This window comes from Bacillus sp. FSL R9-9497 (genome assembly GCF_038005805.1).
GTDB classification, from domain to species: Bacteria; Bacillota; Bacilli; order Bacillales; family Bacillaceae_G; genus Bacillus_A; species Bacillus_A cereus.
The window spans coordinates 133,229-150,000 of the sequence record NZ_JBBOTY010000001.1; the positions used below are offsets into that span (position 1 = coordinate 133,229).

The following is a 16,772-nucleotide window of genomic DNA, read 5'->3' on the forward strand; positions in this document are numbered from 1 at the left end:
TTTAAAACGAACGGAGGTGTGACCACATGTCTCGTATTGGTAAAAAGATTCTTGAAATCCCTGCAGGTGTTACTATTACAGTTGCAGAAGACAATACTGTAACAGTAAAAGGCCCTAAAGGTGAATTAACTCGTACTTTCAATGCTGATATGCTTATCAAAATTGAAGAGAATACATTAACAGTTGAGCGTCCATCTGAACAGAAGGAACACCGTGCATTACACGGTACAACTCGTGCTTTAATCGGAAACATGGTTGAAGGTGTAACTGAAGGTTTCGCACGCGGACTTGAATTAGTCGGTGTTGGTTACCGTGCTCAAAAACAAGGTGATAAACTTGTATTAAGCGTAGGTTATTCTCATCCAGTAGAAATGACTCCGGAAGCAGGTCTTGAAGTTGAAGTACCTGCACCAACTAAGATCGTAATTAAAGGTATCGACAAGCAACGTGTTGGCGAATTCGCTGCTAACATCCGTGCTGTACGTGCTCCTGAGCCTTACAAAGGTAAAGGTATTCGTTACGAAGGCGAAGTTGTTCGTCGTAAAGAAGGTAAAACTGCTAAGTAAACCCGTTAGGTGAGAGAAAGGAGTGACAAGAATGATCACTAAAGCTGATAAAAATGCGACTCGTAAGAAAAGACATGCACGTGTACGTGCTAAACTTACTGGTACTGCAGAGCGTCCACGTTTAAACGTGTTCCGTTCTAACCAACATATTTACGCTCAAGTTATTGATGATGTGAATGGTGTAACGTTAGTAAGTGCATCTACTCTTGATAAAGACCTTGCTCTTAACGGTACTAGCAATATTGAAGCTGCTACGAAAGTTGGAGAATCAGTTGCTAAGCGTGCTGTAGAGAAAGGCGTTAAAGAAGTAGTATTTGATCGCGGTGGTTACTTATACCATGGCCGTGTTAAAGCTCTAGCTGAGGCTGCTCGTGAGGCTGGATTACAATTTTAATGGTCAAAGGAGGGAAAATTGATGCATCGCATTGACCCAAGTAAATTAGAACTTGAAGAACGTGTAGTTACGATAAATCGTGTCGCGAAAGTTGTTAAGGGTGGTCGTCGTTTCCGCTTTGCTGCACTAGTTGTAGTTGGCGATAAAAACGGTCATGTTGGATTCGGTACTGGTAAAGCACAAGAGGTACCAGACGCAATCCGTAAAGCTATCGAAGACGCTAAGAAAAACTTAATCGCTGTACCATTAGTTGGTACAACAATTCCACACACAATCAACGGTCATTTTGGCGCTGGTGAAGTATTCTTAAAACCTGCTGCTGAGGGTACTGGTGTTATTGCTGGTGGACCTGTTCGTGCGGTCCTTGAATTAGCTGGTGTACAAGATATTCTTTCGAAATCTCTTGGTTCTAACACACCAATCAACATGATTCGCGCTACTGTGAACGGATTAAGCGAACTTAAGCGCGCTGAAGATGTTGCAAAATTACGCGGTAAATCTGTAGAAGAGCTACTAGGTTAAGGAGGGAAAACAAATGGCGAAAAAGTTAGAAATTACCCTCACTCGTAGTGTAATTGGTCGTCCACAAGATCAACGTGCGACGGTAGAAGCTTTAGGTCTTAAAAAGTTGAATTCAACTGTAGTTAAGGAAGAAACTCCTGCTATTCTTGGTATGATCAACAAAGTTTCTCACCTTGTAACTGTAAAAGAAGCTTAAGGATAACTCATTAATATAAGGAGGTGCCTGGGAATGAAACTTCATGAATTAAAACCTGCAGAAGGTTCTCGTAAAGTACGTAACCGTGTCGGTCGTGGTATCGGTTCTGGTAACGGTAAAACTGCTGGTAAAGGTCATAAAGGACAAAACGCACGTTCTGGCGGCGGTGTTCGTCTTGGCTTCGAAGGTGGTCAAACTCCATTATTCCGTCGTTTACCAAAACGCGGCTTCACAAACATTAACCGTAAAGAGTTTGCTATTGTAAACTTATCAACGTTAAATCGTTTTGAAGATGGTACAGAAGTAACACCTGAATTATTGCTGGAAACTGGCGTTATCAGCAAGTTAAACGACGGTGTTAAAGTTCTTGCAAGCGGAGCAGTAGAGAAAAAACTAACTGTTAAAGCGCACAAGTTCTCTTCAAGTGCTAAAGAAGCAATTGAAGCAGCTGGCGGATCAGTTGAGGTGATCTAATGTTTCGTACAATCTCCAACTTTATGCGCGTTGCTGAGATAAGACGTAAAATATTATTCACTTTAGCGATGTTAATCGTATTCAGGATTGGCACGTTTATCCCCGTGCCATTTACAAATGGAGACGTACTGAAGGCACAAGATCAATTAAATGCTTTAGGTATTCTAAATACATTTGGCGGTGGAGCCTTGAAAAACTTCTCCATCTTTGCGATGGGAATCATGCCGTATATTACAGCATCCATCATCGTGCAATTATTGCAGATGGATGTTGTTCCTAAATTTTCGGAATGGTCGAAGCAAGGTGAAATGGGCCGTCGTAAATTAACGCAATTCACGCGTTACTTTACAATTGTTCTTGCGTTTATTCAGGGGTTTGGTATGTCAATCGGTTTTAACGGTATGGTAGGTGGACAATTAATTTTGAATCCAGGTTGGAGCACTTATTTATACATTGCTACGGTACTGACTGCTGGTACTGCATTTTTAATGTGGTTAGGTGAACAGATTACAGCTAAAGGTGTAGGTAATGGTATTTCCATCCTTATCTTTGGCGGTATTGCCGCAGCGATCCCAAGTGTTATATCTCAAGTGTATCAGCAACAGTTTCAAAATATCGGAGATCAATTGTTCATGAGTATCGTTAAAGTTGCATTGATTTTACTAGCTGTGCTAGCAGTTATTGTGGGTGTTATTTTCATTCAACAGGCTGTTAGAAAGATTCCAATTCAATATGCGAAGCGTGTAACAGGAGGAAATGGTGGTTATGCTGGAGCACAAAACACACATTTACCGCTTAAGGTAAATAGTGCTGGTGTTATTCCAGTAATTTTTGCTGTTTCATTCTTAATTACGCCTCCGACTATTGCACAGTTCTTCCCGAAACATGATGTATCGCAGTGGATTATTGCAAACTTTAACTATTCTCACCCAGTGGGAATGATCATATATGTTGCGCTCATTGTAGCCTTCACATATTTCTATGCATTTGTTCAGGTTAATCCAGAGCAAATGTCAGAGAATCTAAACAAGCAAGGTGGATATGTTCCAGGTATTCGTCCGGGTAAGAATACGGAACAATATCTAACAAAAATCTTGTATCGTTTGACCTTTGTAGGATCAATTTTCCTAGCAGCGATTGCAATCTTACCAGTTATCTTTACGAAATTGGGAAATCTTCCTCCGTCTGCACAGATCGGTGGAACGAGTATGTTAATCGTTGTCGGCGTTGCTTTAGAAACAATGAAGCAGCTAGAAAGCCAACTGGTAAAACGCCATTACAAAGGGTTTATCAAGCAGTGAGTAAGTGGGAAGAATTGTCTTCCCTACATGCTCATGTACTCTGAGGGGGAACAAGGATGAACTTAATTTTAATGGGGCTTCCTGGTGCTGGTAAAGGTACACAAGCCGAACAGATTGTTGCCAAGTATAACATCCCTCACATTTCAACAGGAGACATGTTCCGTGCAGCTATGAAGGCTGAAACTGAAATGGGTCTACAAGCAAAATCTTTTATTGATAAAGGTGCACTTGTTCCAGATGAAGTTACAATCGGAATCGTTCGTGAACGTTTAAGTCAAGACGACTGCGTAAGAGGTTTCTTACTAGACGGTTTCCCACGAACTGTTGCACAAGCATCAGCTCTTGAAGAAATTATGAAAGATCTTGGCAAAAAAATCGACTATGTTTTAAACATTAATGTGGATTCAGGGTTGTTATTAAAACGCCTTACAGGCCGTCGCATTTGTAAAGAGTGCGGTGCGACTTACCACTTAGAATTCAATCCACCAGCAAAAGCTGATGTGTGCGATAAATGTGGTGGCGAATTATATCAACGCTCTGATGACAATGAAGAAACTGTAGCAAATCGTTTAGATGTAAATATTAAGCAAACAAAACCTTTGCTTGATTTCTACGAAGAGCTTGGTTACTTACAAAGCATTAATGGTGAGCAAGATATCAATAAAGTATTTGCTGATATCGATGTTCTCATCGGAGGCTTAGCGTAATGATAATCTGCAAAACTCCTCGCGAGATAGAAATCATGCGAGAAGCTGGCAGGATCGTTGCTTTGACTCATCAAGAGTTGAAACAGCACATTACTCCAGGAATTACAACGAAAGAGCTCGATCAAATAGCGGAAAAGACGATTCAAAAATATGGTGCTACGCCATCTTTTAAAGGATACAACGGATTTCCGGGGAGCATATGTGCTTCTGTAAATGAAGAGCTTGTACACGGAATTCCAGGGAAGCGCAAGCTCAAAGAGGGCGATATCATCAGTATCGATATTGGTGCGAAATACAATGGGTACCATGGAGATTCTGCATGGACGTATCCAGTTGGAAACATTTCTGAATCTGTTCAAAAGCTACTTGATGTCACAGAAAAATCGTTGTATCTTGGTCTAGAACAAGTAAAACCAGGCGAGAGATTATCAAATATCTCACATGCGGTTCAAACCCATGCTGAAGAGAATGGATTCTCGATCGTTAGGGAGTATGTTGGTCACGGAATCGGGCAAGACTTACATGAGGACCCTCAAATCCCGCACTATGGTCCACCAAATAGAGGCCCTAGATTAAAGCCGGGAATGGTCATCTGTGTTGAGCCGATGGTGAATCAAGGAAGACGATATGTAAAAACACTATCTGATGACTGGACAGTGGTAACGGTAGATGGTAAATGGTGTGCCCATTTTGAGCACACGATTGCTCTTACAGAAGCAGGATACGAAATCCTTACCACTTTATAAGTAGCTGGCTCTCCGGGATTTCAGAGCAGTGTAAAATGTTACTGATTTGAAGAAGGGAGAACTATTGAATGGCTAAAGATGATGTAATTGAAGTCGAAGGTACCGTTCTTGAAACGTTGCCAAATGCTATGTTCAAAGTAGAATTAGAGAATGGGCATGTCGTATTGGCTCACGTTTCTGGTAAAATCCGTATGAACTTCATTCGTATTTTACCAGGAGACAAAGTTACGGTAGAATTATCTCCGTACGATTTAAATCGTGGTCGTATTACGTACCGTTTTAAATAATATAGCACTCCGTAATCTTTAAGGAGGTTCGAGACATGAAAGTAAGACCGTCAGTTAAACCAATCTGCGAAAAATGTAAAGTTATTCGTAGACGTGGAAAAGTAATGGTTATTTGTGAAAACCCTAAACATAAACAAAAACAAGGTTAATCAGAAGGAGGTGCATTCGTAATGGCACGTATCGCAGGTGTAGATATTCCTCGAGACAAACGCGTTGTTATTTCTTTAACTTACGTATTCGGCATTGGTCGCACAACTGCTGAAAAAATTCTTGCTGAAGCAGGTATTTCTGAAGAAACACGAGTTCGTGATTTAACGGAAGACGAATTAGGACGTATCCGTGATATCATCGATCGTATTAAAGTTGAGGGAGACCTTCGTCGTGAAGTATCTCTTAACATCAAACGTCTAATGGAGATCGGTTCTTACCGTGGTCTTCGTCACCGTCGTGGTTTACCAGTTCGTGGTCAAAACTCTAAAAACAATGCTCGTACACGTAAAGGTCCACGTCGTACAGTAGCAAATAAAAAGAAATAATAAGTAAAGGAGGTTGAACTAACAATGGCACGTAAAACAAACACTCGTAAAAAACGTGTGAAAAAGAATATTGAAGCTGGTATAGCTCATATTCGTTCTACTTTCAACAACACAATCGTAACACTTACAGATACTCACGGTAACGCACTTTCTTGGTCTAGTGCTGGTGCACTTGGTTTCCGTGGATCTCGTAAATCTACTCCATTCGCTGCGCAAATGGCTGCTGAAACTGCTGCTAAAGCTGCAATGGAACACGGTTTAAAAACTTTAGAGGTTACTGTTAAAGGTCCTGGTGCTGGTCGTGAAGCTGCAATTCGTGCTCTTCAAGCTGCAGGTCTAGAAGTAACAGCAATTAGAGATGTTACTCCAGTTCCTCATAATGGATGTCGTCCACCAAAACGTCGTCGTGTGTAATTTTTCTGTATAGAATTTTCCCTTTTGTCTATAATGGATATGATGCATTATCGAGAAATTTCGTACAGAAACATCGCTTGTTGTGCACAATCGGGAACTGCCTAAGGGGGACTTTCGGTTAGACAGGGGTTATACCTTTGTTTAACCGGGGTTTCGACGTTTTGAAGGAGGGTTTAGTTAATGATTGAAATCGAAAAGCCGAAAATCGAAACGGTTGAACTTAACGAAGATGCTAAATATGGTAAATTCGTAATTGAACCGCTTGAGCGTGGATATGGTACTACTTTGGGTAACTCCTTACGTCGTATTCTTTTATCCTCACTCCCTGGTGCCGCTGTTACTGCTATCCAAATCGATGGCGTATTACATGAATTTTCAACAGTTGAGGGCGTAGTAGAAGACGTTACGACGATCATCTTAAACTTGAAAAAGTTAGCTCTTAAAATCTACTCTGAAGAAGAGAAGACGTTGGAAATTGATGTACAGGGCGAAGGTATTGTCACAGCTGCTGATATTACTCACGATAGTGATGTAGAAATCTTAAATCCAGATTTACACATTGCAACGTTAGCAAAAGATGCGCATTTCCGCGTGCGTTTAACTGCAAAGCGTGGCCGTGGGTATACGCCAGCTGATGCAAATAAAAGCGAAGATCAACCAATAGGAGTAATTCCTATTGATTCTATTTATACTCCGGTATCACGTGTGACTTACCAAGTGGAAAAGACACGTGTCGGACAAGTGGCTAATTATGATAAGCTTACGCTTGATGTATGGACGGATGGAAGCATCGGGCCAAAAGAAGCTATCTCTTTAGGTGCCAAAATCTTAACTGAGCATTTAAATATCTTTGTTGGTTTAACTGATGAAGCACAAAATGCTGAGATTATGGTCGAGAAGGAAGAAGATCAAAAAGAGAAAGTTCTTGAGATGACTATCGAAGAACTAGACCTTTCTGTTCGTTCTTATAATTGCCTAAAACGTGCAGGAATTAATACTGTACAAGAGCTTGCGAACAAAACAGAAGAAGATATGATGAAAGTTCGTAACTTAGGACGTAAATCCTTAGAAGAAGTTAAACATAAACTTGAGGAATTAGGTTTAGGTTTACGTAAAGACGACTGAGGATTTAAACCCATCAACAAAGGAGGGAACTACGAATGGCATACAGAAAATTAGGCCGTACAAGTGCGCAACGTAAAGCTATGTTACGTGATTTAGCTACTGATTTAATTATCAACGAGCGCATCCAAACGACAGAAACTCGTGCAAAAGAACTTCGTTCTGTAGTGGAAAAAATGATCACTTTAGGTAAACGCGGAGATCTTCATGCTCGTCGTCAAGCAGCAGCTTTCATTCGCAATGAAGTAGCTAACGCTGAGACTGGTCAAGATGCACTTCAAAAACTATTCGCTGATGTAGCTCCACGCTATGCTGAGCGCCAAGGCGGATACACTCGTATTGCAAAAATTGGTCCACGTCGCGGAGACGCAGCACCAATGGTAATTATCGAGTTAGTATAATGATAATTAAAAGGGCAGGACAGTTCTTTTCAAGAAACTGGTCATGGCCCTTTTTTTTAAATATAAAAATAGGCTAACTTGGCGAAGGAAAGGGTGCCTTCTATTGAAAAAAGAGAAACTTCGGATAAAAAATATATCATTTCAATATCCTGGGGCAGCCACTTATGCATTAAAAGATGTTTCATTTTCCTTATATGAGGGAGAATGGGTATCTATTATTGGACAAAACGGTTCAGGAAAGTCTACACTTGCAAAATTATTGAATGGTTTGTTTTTGCCAGAAGCAGGGACTATTATAATAAATGATACAATGGTTTTATCAGAGGAAACGGTATGGGATGTTCGAAAACAAATTGGAATGGTATTTCAAAATCCAGATAATCAATTTGTTGGAACAACAGTGCAAGATGATGTTGTATTTGGCTTAGAGAATATCGGAATGCCAAGAGAACAAATGATTGAAAGATTAGAACAGGCCTTGCAACTTGTCCGTATGGAAGATTTTCTTAATGATGAGCCTCATTCCTTATCCGGTGGGCAAAAGCAGCGAGTGGCAATAGCAGGCGTTTTAGCACTTCAACCATCTATTTTAATATTAGATGAAGCAACGTCAATGTTAGACCCTCAAGGGAGACGTGAAGTAGTAGAAACGGTTAGACAGCTTGTTACTCAAAAAGGTATTACTGTGTTATCGATTACGCACGATTTAGAAGAAGCGGCACAGTCAGATCGTGTCATTATTTTAAATAAGGGAGAAATATTAGAGGAAGGGACTCCAGAAAAAATTTTCAAATCCTCTCATATGCTCCAAGAAATTGGCTTAGATGTACCGTTTTCAGTGAAAATAGCAGAATTATTAAAAAGAAATGAAATTCTCTTGCAAAATACGCATCTTACAATGGAAAGCTTGGTGAACGAACTTTGGAGATTACATTCCAAAAAGTAGAGCATCGTTATCAATATAAAACTCCATTTGAAAGACGCGCACTTTATGATGTAGACGTGTCGTTTCCAAGTGGGGGCTATTATGCCATTATCGGTCATACTGGTTCAGGTAAGTCGACGATGATTCAACATTTAAATGGTTTATTGCAGCCGACAAATGGTACAGTTCAAATTGGTGAACATTTGATTTCGGCAGGAAAGAAAGAAAAAAAGCTAAAGCCACTACGTAAAAAAGTAGGGGTTGTCTTTCAATTCCCAGAACATCAGTTGTTTGAAGAGACTGTGGAGAAAGATATTTGTTTCGGCCCTACTAATTTTGGAGTATCTGTAGACGAAGCAAGGCAAAAGGCTAGAAAGGCAATTGAACTTGTAGGGCTAGAACCGGAACTGTTAACACGTTCTCCGTTCGAATTAAGTGGTGGACAAATGAGACGTGTTGCTATAGCGGGTGTACTGGCGATGGAACCTGAAGTGCTTGTATTAGATGAACCTACAGCAGGACTAGATCCAAAAGGGCAGAACGAACTTATGGAGATGTTTTATAAGCTGCACAAGGAGAAGGGTCTTACAGTTATCCTTGTAACGCATAATATGGAGGATGCTGCTCAGTATGCGGAGCAGATTGTAGTTATGCATAAAGGAACGGTCTTTTTGCAAGGAAGTGCAGAGGAAGTATTTTCACATGCTGATGAACTAGAGAAAATTGGTGTGGATCTTCCTATGTCATTAAAGTATAAACGTGCAATTGAAGAGAAGTTTGGTATTTCAATTCCAAAGGCTACCTTATCTTTAGAGGATCTTACTCATGAAGTTGTGCAGGTGATACGAAAAGGTGGTCATGAATCATGCAGCAGTTGATTATTGGGAGATATATCCCGGGGAATTCACTTATTCATCAACTTGATCCACGTACGAAGCTGCTGATTGTCTTTTTATATGTATTTGTTGTTTTCTTAGCAAATAATGCGATTTCATATGGATTTTTATTTTTATATGCACTCATTGCTTTATTTTTTGCAAAAGTGCCGATTCGTTATGTACTTTCGGGCTTAAAACCAATTTTATGGATTTTTCTTTTTACATTTTTCCTGCATATTTTTACAAATAAAGAGGGGGATGTACTATTCCAGCTTGGTTGGTTTTCGATATATGAAAAAGGATTAGAGCAAGGGATATACATTTCTGTACGATTCTTCGTTATTATTTTAATGACGACATTATTAACGTTAACGACGACACCTATTGAAATTACAGATGGTTTGGAGACGTTATTAAAGCCGTTGAAGCGTATAAAGGTTCCTGTTCATGAAATCGCATTAATGATGTCAATTTCTCTTCGTTTTATCCCGACATTAATGGATGAAACGAGTAAAATAATGAAAGCACAAGCGTCACGTGGTATTGATTTTGCCGGGGGACCGATAAAAGATAGAATGAAAGCTATTATTTCACTGCTCGTTCCTCTGTTTATCAGTGCTTTTAAGCGTGCAGAGGACTTAGCCGTTGCGATGGAAGCTCGTGGATATCAAAGTGGTGAAGGACGTACTAAATTTAGGCAACTACGCTGGAAAACAAGCGATACAGTAACGATTGTCAGCTTATTTTGTTTAGCTTGTATTTTGGCATGGGTGCGATCGTAATGGAGAATAGAGAAATGGATAGAATAAAATGTACGGTTGCATATGATGGCATGCATTTTTGTGGTTATCAAATTCAGCCGAACCATCGTACTGTTCAACAGGAGATAGAAAAAGCATTGCAGAAATTGCATAAGGGAGAACTTGTTCGTGTTCAGGCATCTGGTAGAACAGATTCTACAGTTCATGCAAAAGGACAAGTAATACACTTTGATACTCCTTTGTCTCTTGAAGAGTGGCAATGGAGTAATGCTTTAAACACAATGTTGCCAGATGATATTGTTATTAGGCAAGTAGAGAAAAAAACAGAAGAATTTCATGCACGTTACGGTGTTGAGAAAAAAGAATATCGTTATCGTGTATTATTATCAAAGACTGCGGATGTATTCCGTAGAAATTACGTATATCAATATCCATACCCGCTCGAAATCAACTCTATAAGAAAAGCAATTCCTTATTTTATTGGAACGCATGATTTCACTTCTTTTTGTTCGGCAAAAACTGACAAAAAAGATAAAGTGCGAACAATTTATGAAATCGAGTTAATTGAACAAGATGATGAAATAATTTTTCGTTTTGTAGGTAATGGATTTTTATATAATATGGTCAGAATTATTGTTGGTACGTTACTTAGCGTAGGGCAAGGAAAGCTTGATCCTGATAGCATTCCAGAGATTTTAGCGAAACAAAATCGTCAGTTTGCTGGAAAGATGGCTCCAGGTCATGGGCTTTACTTATGGGAGGTAAACTATAACAACTAATCCTGGTGTAACATTTGCTTGACATTAGAAACTCAAAAGTATATCATAACATATGGTATTGTTTCTAAAACCACGATTAGCCCCGGAAGGAAATCGTGTTTAAGATAAACAATAGATTTTTTCTATGGAAAAGATAACGAGGAGGGAAACACATGCGTACGACTTTTATGGCAAAAGCTAACGAAGTTGAGCGTAAATGGTATGTGGTTGATGCTGAAGGTCAAACTTTAGGTCGCCTTGCTAGTGAAGTAGCATCCATTTTACGTGGTAAAAACAAACCTACATTTACACCACACGTTGACACGGGTGATCATGTAATTATTATTAACGCTGAGAAAATTCATTTAACAGGTAATAAATTAAACGATAAAATTTACTACCGTCACACTAACCACCCAGGTGGACTTAAGCAAAGAACAGCTCTTGAAATGCGTACAAACTACCCTGTACAAATGTTAGAGCTTGCAATTAAAGGCATGCTTCCAAAAGGACGCTTAGGCCGTCAAGTTTCTAAGAAACTTAACGTGTATGCTGGAGCAGAGCATCCACACCAAGCACAAAAACCAGAAGTTTACGAACTTCGCGGATAATTAATTAAAGGAGGGCTTACTTTGGCACAGGTTCAATACTATGGCACTGGACGTCGTAAGAGTTCAGTAGCGCGCGTACGCCTAGTTCCAGGCGAAGGACGCGTTATCATTAACGGTCGTGATTTTGAAAACTATATCCCATTTGCTGCATTACGTGAAGTAGTGAAACAACCTCTAGTTGCAACAGAAACTTTAGGTAACTACGATGTACTTGTAAACGTAAATGGTGGTGGATACACTGGTCAAGCTGGTGCTATTCGTCACGGTATTTCTCGCGCTTTATTAAAAGCTGATCCAGAATACCGTCTAACACTAAAACGTGCAGGTCTATTAACTCGTGACGCACGTATGAAAGAGCGTAAAAAATACGGTCTTAAAGGCGCACGTCGTGCACCTCAGTTCTCAAAACGTTAATTTTTGCGAACTACAAACCCCAACCATTTTGGTTGGGGTTTTTTTATGTTTCATTCCTCTTTTGCAATTTTTATAGCTTGGAATATTTTAGTGCTACCGCCACGCGTATGCTTCTTCTTTAGAAGTTTAGACTAATACGTATTAGGGAGGTTTATAAGTACTATGAATGTCATTGTCAGCTTACAAGAAAAACAAAAAGAAAAGCAGTTAAAATACGAGCGGAAGATGTTGCGGGAATTATCATTAAAAACATTGCGTTCAAATATTCGTGATGCCTTTCAAATGCAAGAGCTTCATCGTCAGTATGAAGATTACTGTATTGAATTAGGGATAGAATCTTATTTATTAGGAGCGAGATATAGTAAATTTGGTTATTATGGTGAATCGTTTTTTGATGTGAAATATAGAGCTTTAGAAGAAGAACAACAATTAACTGAAACGCTATTTCAATTTTTAACGAGTATGACTATGCGAGAAATAAAGTTGAAAGATGAGGAATTACTTTTTGAATCTTGTCAGCAGTTTATAGGATTGTGGTGGCAAGAAGGGTATGAAAAAGGTGAAAGAAGATATCGATTAAAGCTTCATTAAGACAAGCATAAACTTTCCTCTTGTCCCATATAAGTAATTAGAGGGACTAGCTGGAGGAGGAAAGGTATGAAGAGAATTCGAATTATCTCTTTTGCACTCGCTGCGGTTGTATTGTTTTTTTTAGTCAAACAAGAATTTCAAATTACAAAATCGTGGCGTGCTTGGAATTTACCCTTATCAGGGAAAGTAATCGTATTAGATGCTGGGCATGGTGGACCAGATGGAGGGGCTGTTGGTGGAAAGGATATTATAGAAAAGGATATTACGCTTGAAATTACAAAAAAGGTACAAGACTATTTACAAGAACAAGGTGCACTAGTCATTTTAACGCGTGAGGGAGATTATGATTTAGCTAACAAAGATACAAAGTCATATAGCAGACGTAAAGCAGAGGATTTAAAAAAACGTGTAGAAATCATCAATAAACCTGATGTAGACTTTTTTGCAAGTATTCATTTAAATGCTTTAACTAGTAGTGGATCGAAAGGCGCACAAACGTTCTATTACCGCTCTTCAATTGAAAATGAACGTGCTGCAAAATTTATACAGGCTGAATTGAGAACAAGTTTAGAGAACACGAATCGTTCTGCTAAGACTATTTCGCATGTGTATTTATTAAAGTATTCTAAAACACCAGGTGCTTTAATTGAAGCTGGCTTTTTATCGAATGTGAACGAAAGGTATATGTTAAATTCGGAGAAATACCAGCAAAAGGTAGCAGCTGCAATATACCGTGGTATATTACGTTATTTCACGGAAAAAGGAAATCCTCCAGAATAAGGAGGATTTTTTTGAGCTTCTCTCGTTAACGAAGTTTTCGGAAAATATGTTATACTGGAAATGTAAACGCATTTATTTCAAGAATAAGCAGAGATAAATTCAATTAACATTACGTTATTTTTCATACAGGGGGCTGGGCTAATTATGGTAACGAAAGAGCAAGTGGTTGAAGCGTTAGAAGGGATTGTAGATCCGTTTTTACATAAAACTTTAAAAGAAACAAGTGCAATTAAAGAGGTAACAGTCAAGCCAGAGAAGGAACATGTGAGTGTCAAAATTGCAATCGTAAAAACCGGTACAGCGGAACAAATGCAGTTGCAGTCTGGAATTGTAAAGTTAGTAAAAGAACTTGGGGCAGCAACAGTTGGACTTCGTTTTGCAGAATTTACAGAAGAGGAATTAGCTCAGTTTGCACCGGAACAAGAAGAAGAGCAAAGTGAATCTTTATTGTCACCTAATTCAAAAACAACATTCTTAGCGGTAGCGAGTGGAAAAGGTGGCGTGGGAAAATCAACTGTTTCCGTTAACCTTGCAGTTGCTTTAGCTCGTTTAGGAAAAAAAGTTGGTATTATCGATGCGGACATTTACGGTTTTAGTGTGCCAGACATGATGGGGATAGAAAAACGTCCTATCGTAAGAGGTGACAAGATAATTCCGGTGGAACGTTTAGGTGTAAAGGTAATCTCAATGGGCTTCTTTGTAGAGGATAATGCACCAGTTATTTGGAGAGGACCTATGCTTGGGAAAATGTTAAACCACTTCTTCACAGAAGTAGAATGGGGCGATTTAGATTATTTAGTACTAGATTTGCCACCAGGCACAGGTGATGTTGCGTTAGATGTGCACTCAATGTTGCCATCTTGCAAAGAGATTATTGTAACGACGCCTCATCCAACAGCTGCGTTTGTAGCAGCGCGTGCTGGAGCGATGGCATTGCGCACTGAACATAGTATTCTTGGTGTTGTTGAGAATATGGCATATTTTGAAAGTAAGGTAACTGGTGAGAAAGAATATGTATTTGGAAAAGGCGGGGGAGATAAGTTAGCTACCGAATTACAAACGAATGTTCTTGGTCGAATTCCGCTACAACAACCCGATTGGAATAAAGAAGACTTTGCTCCTTCAGTATATGAAGATACACATACAACGGGCATTATTTATAGTAAAATAGCTGAAACAGTAATTGATAAAACAGCTGTTACACAAAAATAAAGTGAAACTTTAATCAGTGGGGTTCACCTGTTACTGACAACAATAAGGCTTTTGTTGTTAGTAAACCTTTCGCTTAACTAGAGGGGGTCCATTTTGTCTGTTAATAGTAAGATAAAGTAATAACGAGTGAACAATGTATACATTGTTCACTCGTTATTATAGTTATTATTTTTTACTGTTCTTCCTTCTTCTCGCCTTGAGAACCACCGTCACCGCCTGCTTCTTTCTTACCAGATCCGCCTTTTTCAGCTTTTTGCACACCTTTACTAATGATATCAATCATCTTGGCTTGGAAGAGTGGACTTTCAGCAGTTTCTGTTAGTACTTGTTGTAGATATTGACGGTATTCTTTACTCTTCATTGTTTGTAACATCATTTTTTCTACTTCAGGATTTTTCATAATTTCTATAACACCTGCTTGGTATTCAGGGTCTTTTAGTAAGGTTTTCATTAATTGAGTTTGTTCTTTCCCCATACTTTTAGCAAACTTTGATGAGAACTCAGGATCTTTAAAGAGCTTTTCCCAGAATTGTTGCCCTTTATCGGATACCATGGCATCTTCAATCGTTTTCTTTACTACTGTTTCATCTAGTATGAGTGCTTGTTTCATTTTTTCATCAGTTAATACATCTTGAATAGCTTTCTTACCTTGATCTGTTTTTAAAATATCAACAATCATTTTCTTTGTTTGATCGTAATCTAGTTCGGATTTCGTTTCTTTTCCTTGTGCGCATGCTGCAAGTGCGATAAGTAGAAAAGAAGAAACGAAAATGAATAGCATCCGTTTCATAAGTTGGAACTCCTTTCAGCACAGTTCTCTCTTTTTAATATAAATATCTTTAAGGAATTTATACATGAACATGGCTAGCTTTTTGAAATTGTCATTGATACAATTTAATTAGAAATATAAGGATAATGGGGGATGTGTTGTGAATAGCCGCAAGTGGGTACGACTATTTTTAACGACGTTGTTTCTTGGTGGGATTAGCACAGTTATTATTGGTTTTGTTTTGGAGTGGGACAAGTACAATGAATTTTTTCAAAATTTCGACGGTAAGGAGATTTTAGCAGTATCTTTCTGGCTGATGGGTGTAGGATTTATTTTTAGTGTTATAAGTCAAATGGGATTCTTTGCATATTTAACAATCCACCGTTTTGGACTAGGGATGTTTCGCTCATCTTCTTTATGGAATGCAGTCCAGCTCTTCTTTATTGCATTCGTATTATTTGATTTTGTGTATTTAAGATCTGTACTTATTGCAAATGGGGAAGTCTCGTTAGGGAATAACATACTTGTTGCTGGAATATTATTTGTGTTTGGAGCAATTGTTGCTTATGTAAAAAGTAAAGAAACAAATAAAAAAGCATTTGTGCCAGCTCTGTTCTTTATGGTTGTTGTAACAATCCTTGAATGGGTACCGGCGCTTCGGATTAATGATACAGATTGGCTATATTTAATGGTTATACCGCTATTGTTATGTAATGCGTATCAATTACTTGTATTACATCGTTTAATCGGAAAAACAAGTAAATCAGCTTAATAGAGAGAGGTTTTATACACCAGCAGTTATAATGCTGGAAATAGTATGATTAAAAAAGCTCTACCACCTTCTTGAAAGGTAGTAGAGCTTTTTATGCGTGAAGAGTAGTAGGGAAGAAGCTACTTCACATCTTCACTTTTCGTACTTGTGTTGGAAATAAGTTGTGACACGGATATTTGCTCATATCCATCACTTTTTATTTTTTGCAGGAGCAGCGGTAAAGCTCTATTTGTTTGAAGGGCAGAATCGGATGCGTGTAATAAGACGATATCTCCACCTTTCAAATTATTAGAGACAGTGGAAACGATGTTATTTACACCTGGGTTTTTCCAATCGTTTGAATTATTACTCCAATGCACGACGGTGTATCCAAGTGATTCTGCGATTTTAAGGGTTGCTTTGTTAAATTCGCCACTAGGTGGACGTAACAGCTTGACTTGTTTTACACCAAGTTTCGTAAAAACATCTTGTGCTCGTAAAAGGTCTCGTCTTATTTCATTTGTCTCTAGAGAAGTATAGGATGTGTAATTGTACCCCATACTACCAATTTCGTGTCCGTCTTTCATGATTCGCTCTACAATATCGGGGTGTCTTTCGGCCCATGCAGCAGAAAGGAAGAATGTTGCATTCTTAAT

26 protein-coding genes (1 of these 26 cut by a window edge) are annotated in these 16,772 nt (G+C 38.8%); 24 read left to right on the forward strand and 2 right to left on the reverse strand.

Annotated elements, in window-relative coordinates; genetic code table 11:
- Positions 1-26: 26 nt before the first annotated feature.
- The 23 genes from rplF (at position 27) to MKY21_RS00855 (ending at position 14,596) form a co-directional block, all read left to right on the forward strand.
- Positions 27-566, forward strand: coding sequence for a 50S ribosomal protein L6 (rplF, locus tag MKY21_RS00745; protein ID WP_000086558.1), 540 nt, complete (start codon positions 27-29; stop codon positions 564-566).
- Positions 567-597: 31 nt separating this feature from the next.
- Positions 598-960: a 50S ribosomal protein L18 gene (gene rplR, locus MKY21_RS00750; RefSeq protein ID WP_000628816.1), complete on the forward strand. Its 363-nt coding sequence runs from the start codon at positions 598-600 to the stop codon at positions 958-960.
- A 21-nt stretch (positions 961-981) separates the two neighbouring features.
- A complete protein-coding gene (gene rpsE / locus MKY21_RS00755; RefSeq protein WP_000554646.1) occupies positions 982-1,482 on the forward strand; it encodes a 30S ribosomal protein S5 in 501 nt (166 codons plus the stop codon).
- A 13-nt stretch (positions 1,483-1,495) separates the two neighbouring features.
- Positions 1,496-1,678: a 50S ribosomal protein L30 gene (rpmD, locus tag MKY21_RS00760; RefSeq protein WP_001085234.1), complete on the forward strand. Its 183-nt coding sequence runs from the start codon at positions 1,496-1,498 to the stop codon at positions 1,676-1,678.
- Positions 1,679-1,711: 33 nt separating this feature from the next.
- The gene (gene rplO / locus MKY21_RS00765; RefSeq protein ID WP_000766081.1) at positions 1,712-2,152 is read left to right on the forward strand and encodes a 50S ribosomal protein L15; all 441 of its coding nucleotides are present in this window, start codon (positions 1,712-1,714) and stop codon (positions 2,150-2,152) included.
- A complete protein-coding gene (gene secY / locus MKY21_RS00770) occupies positions 2,152-3,453 on the forward strand; it encodes a preprotein translocase subunit SecY (RefSeq protein ID WP_000490117.1) in 1,302 nt (433 codons plus the stop codon). The genes rplO and secY overlap by 1 nt, the downstream gene beginning before the upstream one ends.
- Before the next feature lie 56 nt (positions 3,454-3,509).
- The gene (locus MKY21_RS00775) at positions 3,510-4,160 is read left to right on the forward strand and encodes an adenylate kinase (RefSeq protein WP_001048989.1); all 651 of its coding nucleotides are present in this window, start codon (positions 3,510-3,512) and stop codon (positions 4,158-4,160) included.
- A complete protein-coding gene (map, locus tag MKY21_RS00780) occupies positions 4,160-4,906 on the forward strand; it encodes a type I methionyl aminopeptidase (protein ID WP_000582539.1) in 747 nt (248 codons plus the stop codon). The genes MKY21_RS00775 and map overlap by 1 nt, the downstream gene beginning before the upstream one ends.
- A gap of 68 nt (positions 4,907-4,974) precedes the next feature.
- Positions 4,975-5,193, forward strand: coding sequence for a translation initiation factor IF-1 (infA, locus tag MKY21_RS00785; RefSeq protein ID WP_001029884.1), 219 nt, complete (start codon positions 4,975-4,977; stop codon positions 5,191-5,193).
- Between the two features lie 35 nt (positions 5,194-5,228).
- Positions 5,229-5,342: a 50S ribosomal protein L36 gene (gene rpmJ / locus MKY21_RS00790; protein WP_000868344.1), complete on the forward strand. Its 114-nt coding sequence runs from the start codon at positions 5,229-5,231 to the stop codon at positions 5,340-5,342.
- 21 nt (positions 5,343-5,363) lie between these two features.
- Positions 5,364-5,729 carry a 30S ribosomal protein S13 gene (rpsM, locus tag MKY21_RS00795; protein ID WP_000090788.1) on the forward strand — a complete coding sequence of 122 codons (366 nt, stop codon included), beginning with the start codon at positions 5,364-5,366 and terminating at the stop codon, positions 5,727-5,729.
- A gap of 24 nt (positions 5,730-5,753) precedes the next feature.
- Positions 5,754-6,143 (forward strand): 30S ribosomal protein S11, encoded by a 390-nt coding sequence (rpsK, locus tag MKY21_RS00800; protein WP_000101798.1) that lies wholly within the window; start codon positions 5,754-5,756, stop codon positions 6,141-6,143.
- Positions 6,144-6,323: 180 nt separating this feature from the next.
- Positions 6,324-7,268 (forward strand): DNA-directed RNA polymerase subunit alpha, encoded by a 945-nt coding sequence (locus tag MKY21_RS00805; RefSeq protein ID WP_000569643.1) that lies wholly within the window; start codon positions 6,324-6,326, stop codon positions 7,266-7,268.
- Positions 7,269-7,303: 35 nt separating this feature from the next.
- Positions 7,304-7,666 (forward strand): 50S ribosomal protein L17, encoded by a 363-nt coding sequence (rplQ, locus tag MKY21_RS00810; protein ID WP_000331490.1) that lies wholly within the window; start codon positions 7,304-7,306, stop codon positions 7,664-7,666.
- A gap of 103 nt (positions 7,667-7,769) precedes the next feature.
- The gene (locus tag MKY21_RS00815) at positions 7,770-8,612 is read left to right on the forward strand and encodes an energy-coupling factor ABC transporter ATP-binding protein (protein WP_000711765.1); all 843 of its coding nucleotides are present in this window, start codon (positions 7,770-7,772) and stop codon (positions 8,610-8,612) included.
- Positions 8,588-9,469: an energy-coupling factor ABC transporter ATP-binding protein gene (locus tag MKY21_RS00820; RefSeq protein ID WP_000406534.1), complete on the forward strand. Its 882-nt coding sequence runs from the start codon at positions 8,588-8,590 to the stop codon at positions 9,467-9,469. The genes MKY21_RS00815 and MKY21_RS00820 overlap by 25 nt, the downstream gene beginning before the upstream one ends.
- Entirely contained in the window at positions 9,457-10,251 is a 795-nt protein-coding gene (locus tag MKY21_RS00825; RefSeq protein ID WP_001186528.1) for an energy-coupling factor transporter transmembrane component T family protein, read from the forward strand. The genes MKY21_RS00820 and MKY21_RS00825 overlap by 13 nt, the downstream gene beginning before the upstream one ends.
- A 14-nt stretch (positions 10,252-10,265) precedes the next feature.
- A complete protein-coding gene (gene truA, locus MKY21_RS00830) occupies positions 10,266-11,009 on the forward strand; it encodes a tRNA pseudouridine(38-40) synthase TruA (RefSeq protein ID WP_002164804.1) in 744 nt (247 codons plus the stop codon).
- 152 nt (positions 11,010-11,161) lie between these two features.
- Positions 11,162-11,599, forward strand: a complete 438-nt coding sequence (gene rplM / locus MKY21_RS00835; protein WP_001260793.1) for a 50S ribosomal protein L13 — start codon at positions 11,162-11,164, stop codon at positions 11,597-11,599.
- Positions 11,600-11,620: 21 nt separating this feature from the next.
- On the forward strand, positions 11,621-12,013 hold the full coding sequence (rpsI, locus tag MKY21_RS00840) for a 30S ribosomal protein S9 (RefSeq protein WP_000079986.1): 393 nt from the start codon (positions 11,621-11,623) through the stop codon (positions 12,011-12,013).
- 162 nt (positions 12,014-12,175) lie between these two features.
- Positions 12,176-12,604 carry a DUF2521 family protein gene (locus tag MKY21_RS00845; RefSeq protein ID WP_001101005.1) on the forward strand — a complete coding sequence of 143 codons (429 nt, stop codon included), beginning with the start codon at positions 12,176-12,178 and terminating at the stop codon, positions 12,602-12,604.
- A 66-nt stretch (positions 12,605-12,670) separates the two neighbouring features.
- A complete protein-coding gene (gene cwlD / locus MKY21_RS00850; RefSeq protein WP_000822439.1) occupies positions 12,671-13,384 on the forward strand; it encodes an N-acetylmuramoyl-L-alanine amidase CwlD in 714 nt (237 codons plus the stop codon).
- A gap of 144 nt (positions 13,385-13,528) precedes the next feature.
- Positions 13,529-14,596: an Mrp/NBP35 family ATP-binding protein gene (locus tag MKY21_RS00855; RefSeq protein WP_000256628.1), complete on the forward strand. Its 1,068-nt coding sequence runs from the start codon at positions 13,529-13,531 to the stop codon at positions 14,594-14,596.
- 172 nt (positions 14,597-14,768) lie between these two features.
- Here MKY21_RS00855 and gerD read toward each other — a convergent pair whose 3' ends face one another.
- Positions 14,769-15,386, reverse strand: a complete 618-nt coding sequence (gerD, locus tag MKY21_RS00860) for a spore germination lipoprotein GerD (protein ID WP_000827295.1) — start codon at positions 15,384-15,386, stop codon at positions 14,769-14,771.
- A gap of 139 nt (positions 15,387-15,525) precedes the next feature.
- Between gerD and kbaA the strand changes: the two genes are divergently transcribed.
- A complete protein-coding gene (gene kbaA, locus MKY21_RS00865) occupies positions 15,526-16,137 on the forward strand; it encodes a KinB signaling pathway activation protein KbaA (protein ID WP_001088523.1) in 612 nt (203 codons plus the stop codon).
- Positions 16,138-16,256: 119 nt separating this feature from the next.
- Here the strand turns inward: kbaA and pdaB are convergent, their stop codons facing one another.
- On the reverse strand, positions 16,257-16,772 hold the 3' portion of the coding sequence (pdaB, locus tag MKY21_RS00870) for a polysaccharide deacetylase family sporulation protein PdaB (RefSeq protein ID WP_000464705.1). 249 nt of this gene lie beyond the right edge of the window; 516 of the gene's 765 nt are visible here — the last part of the coding sequence; its start codon lies beyond the right edge, outside the window; the stop codon is at positions 16,257-16,259.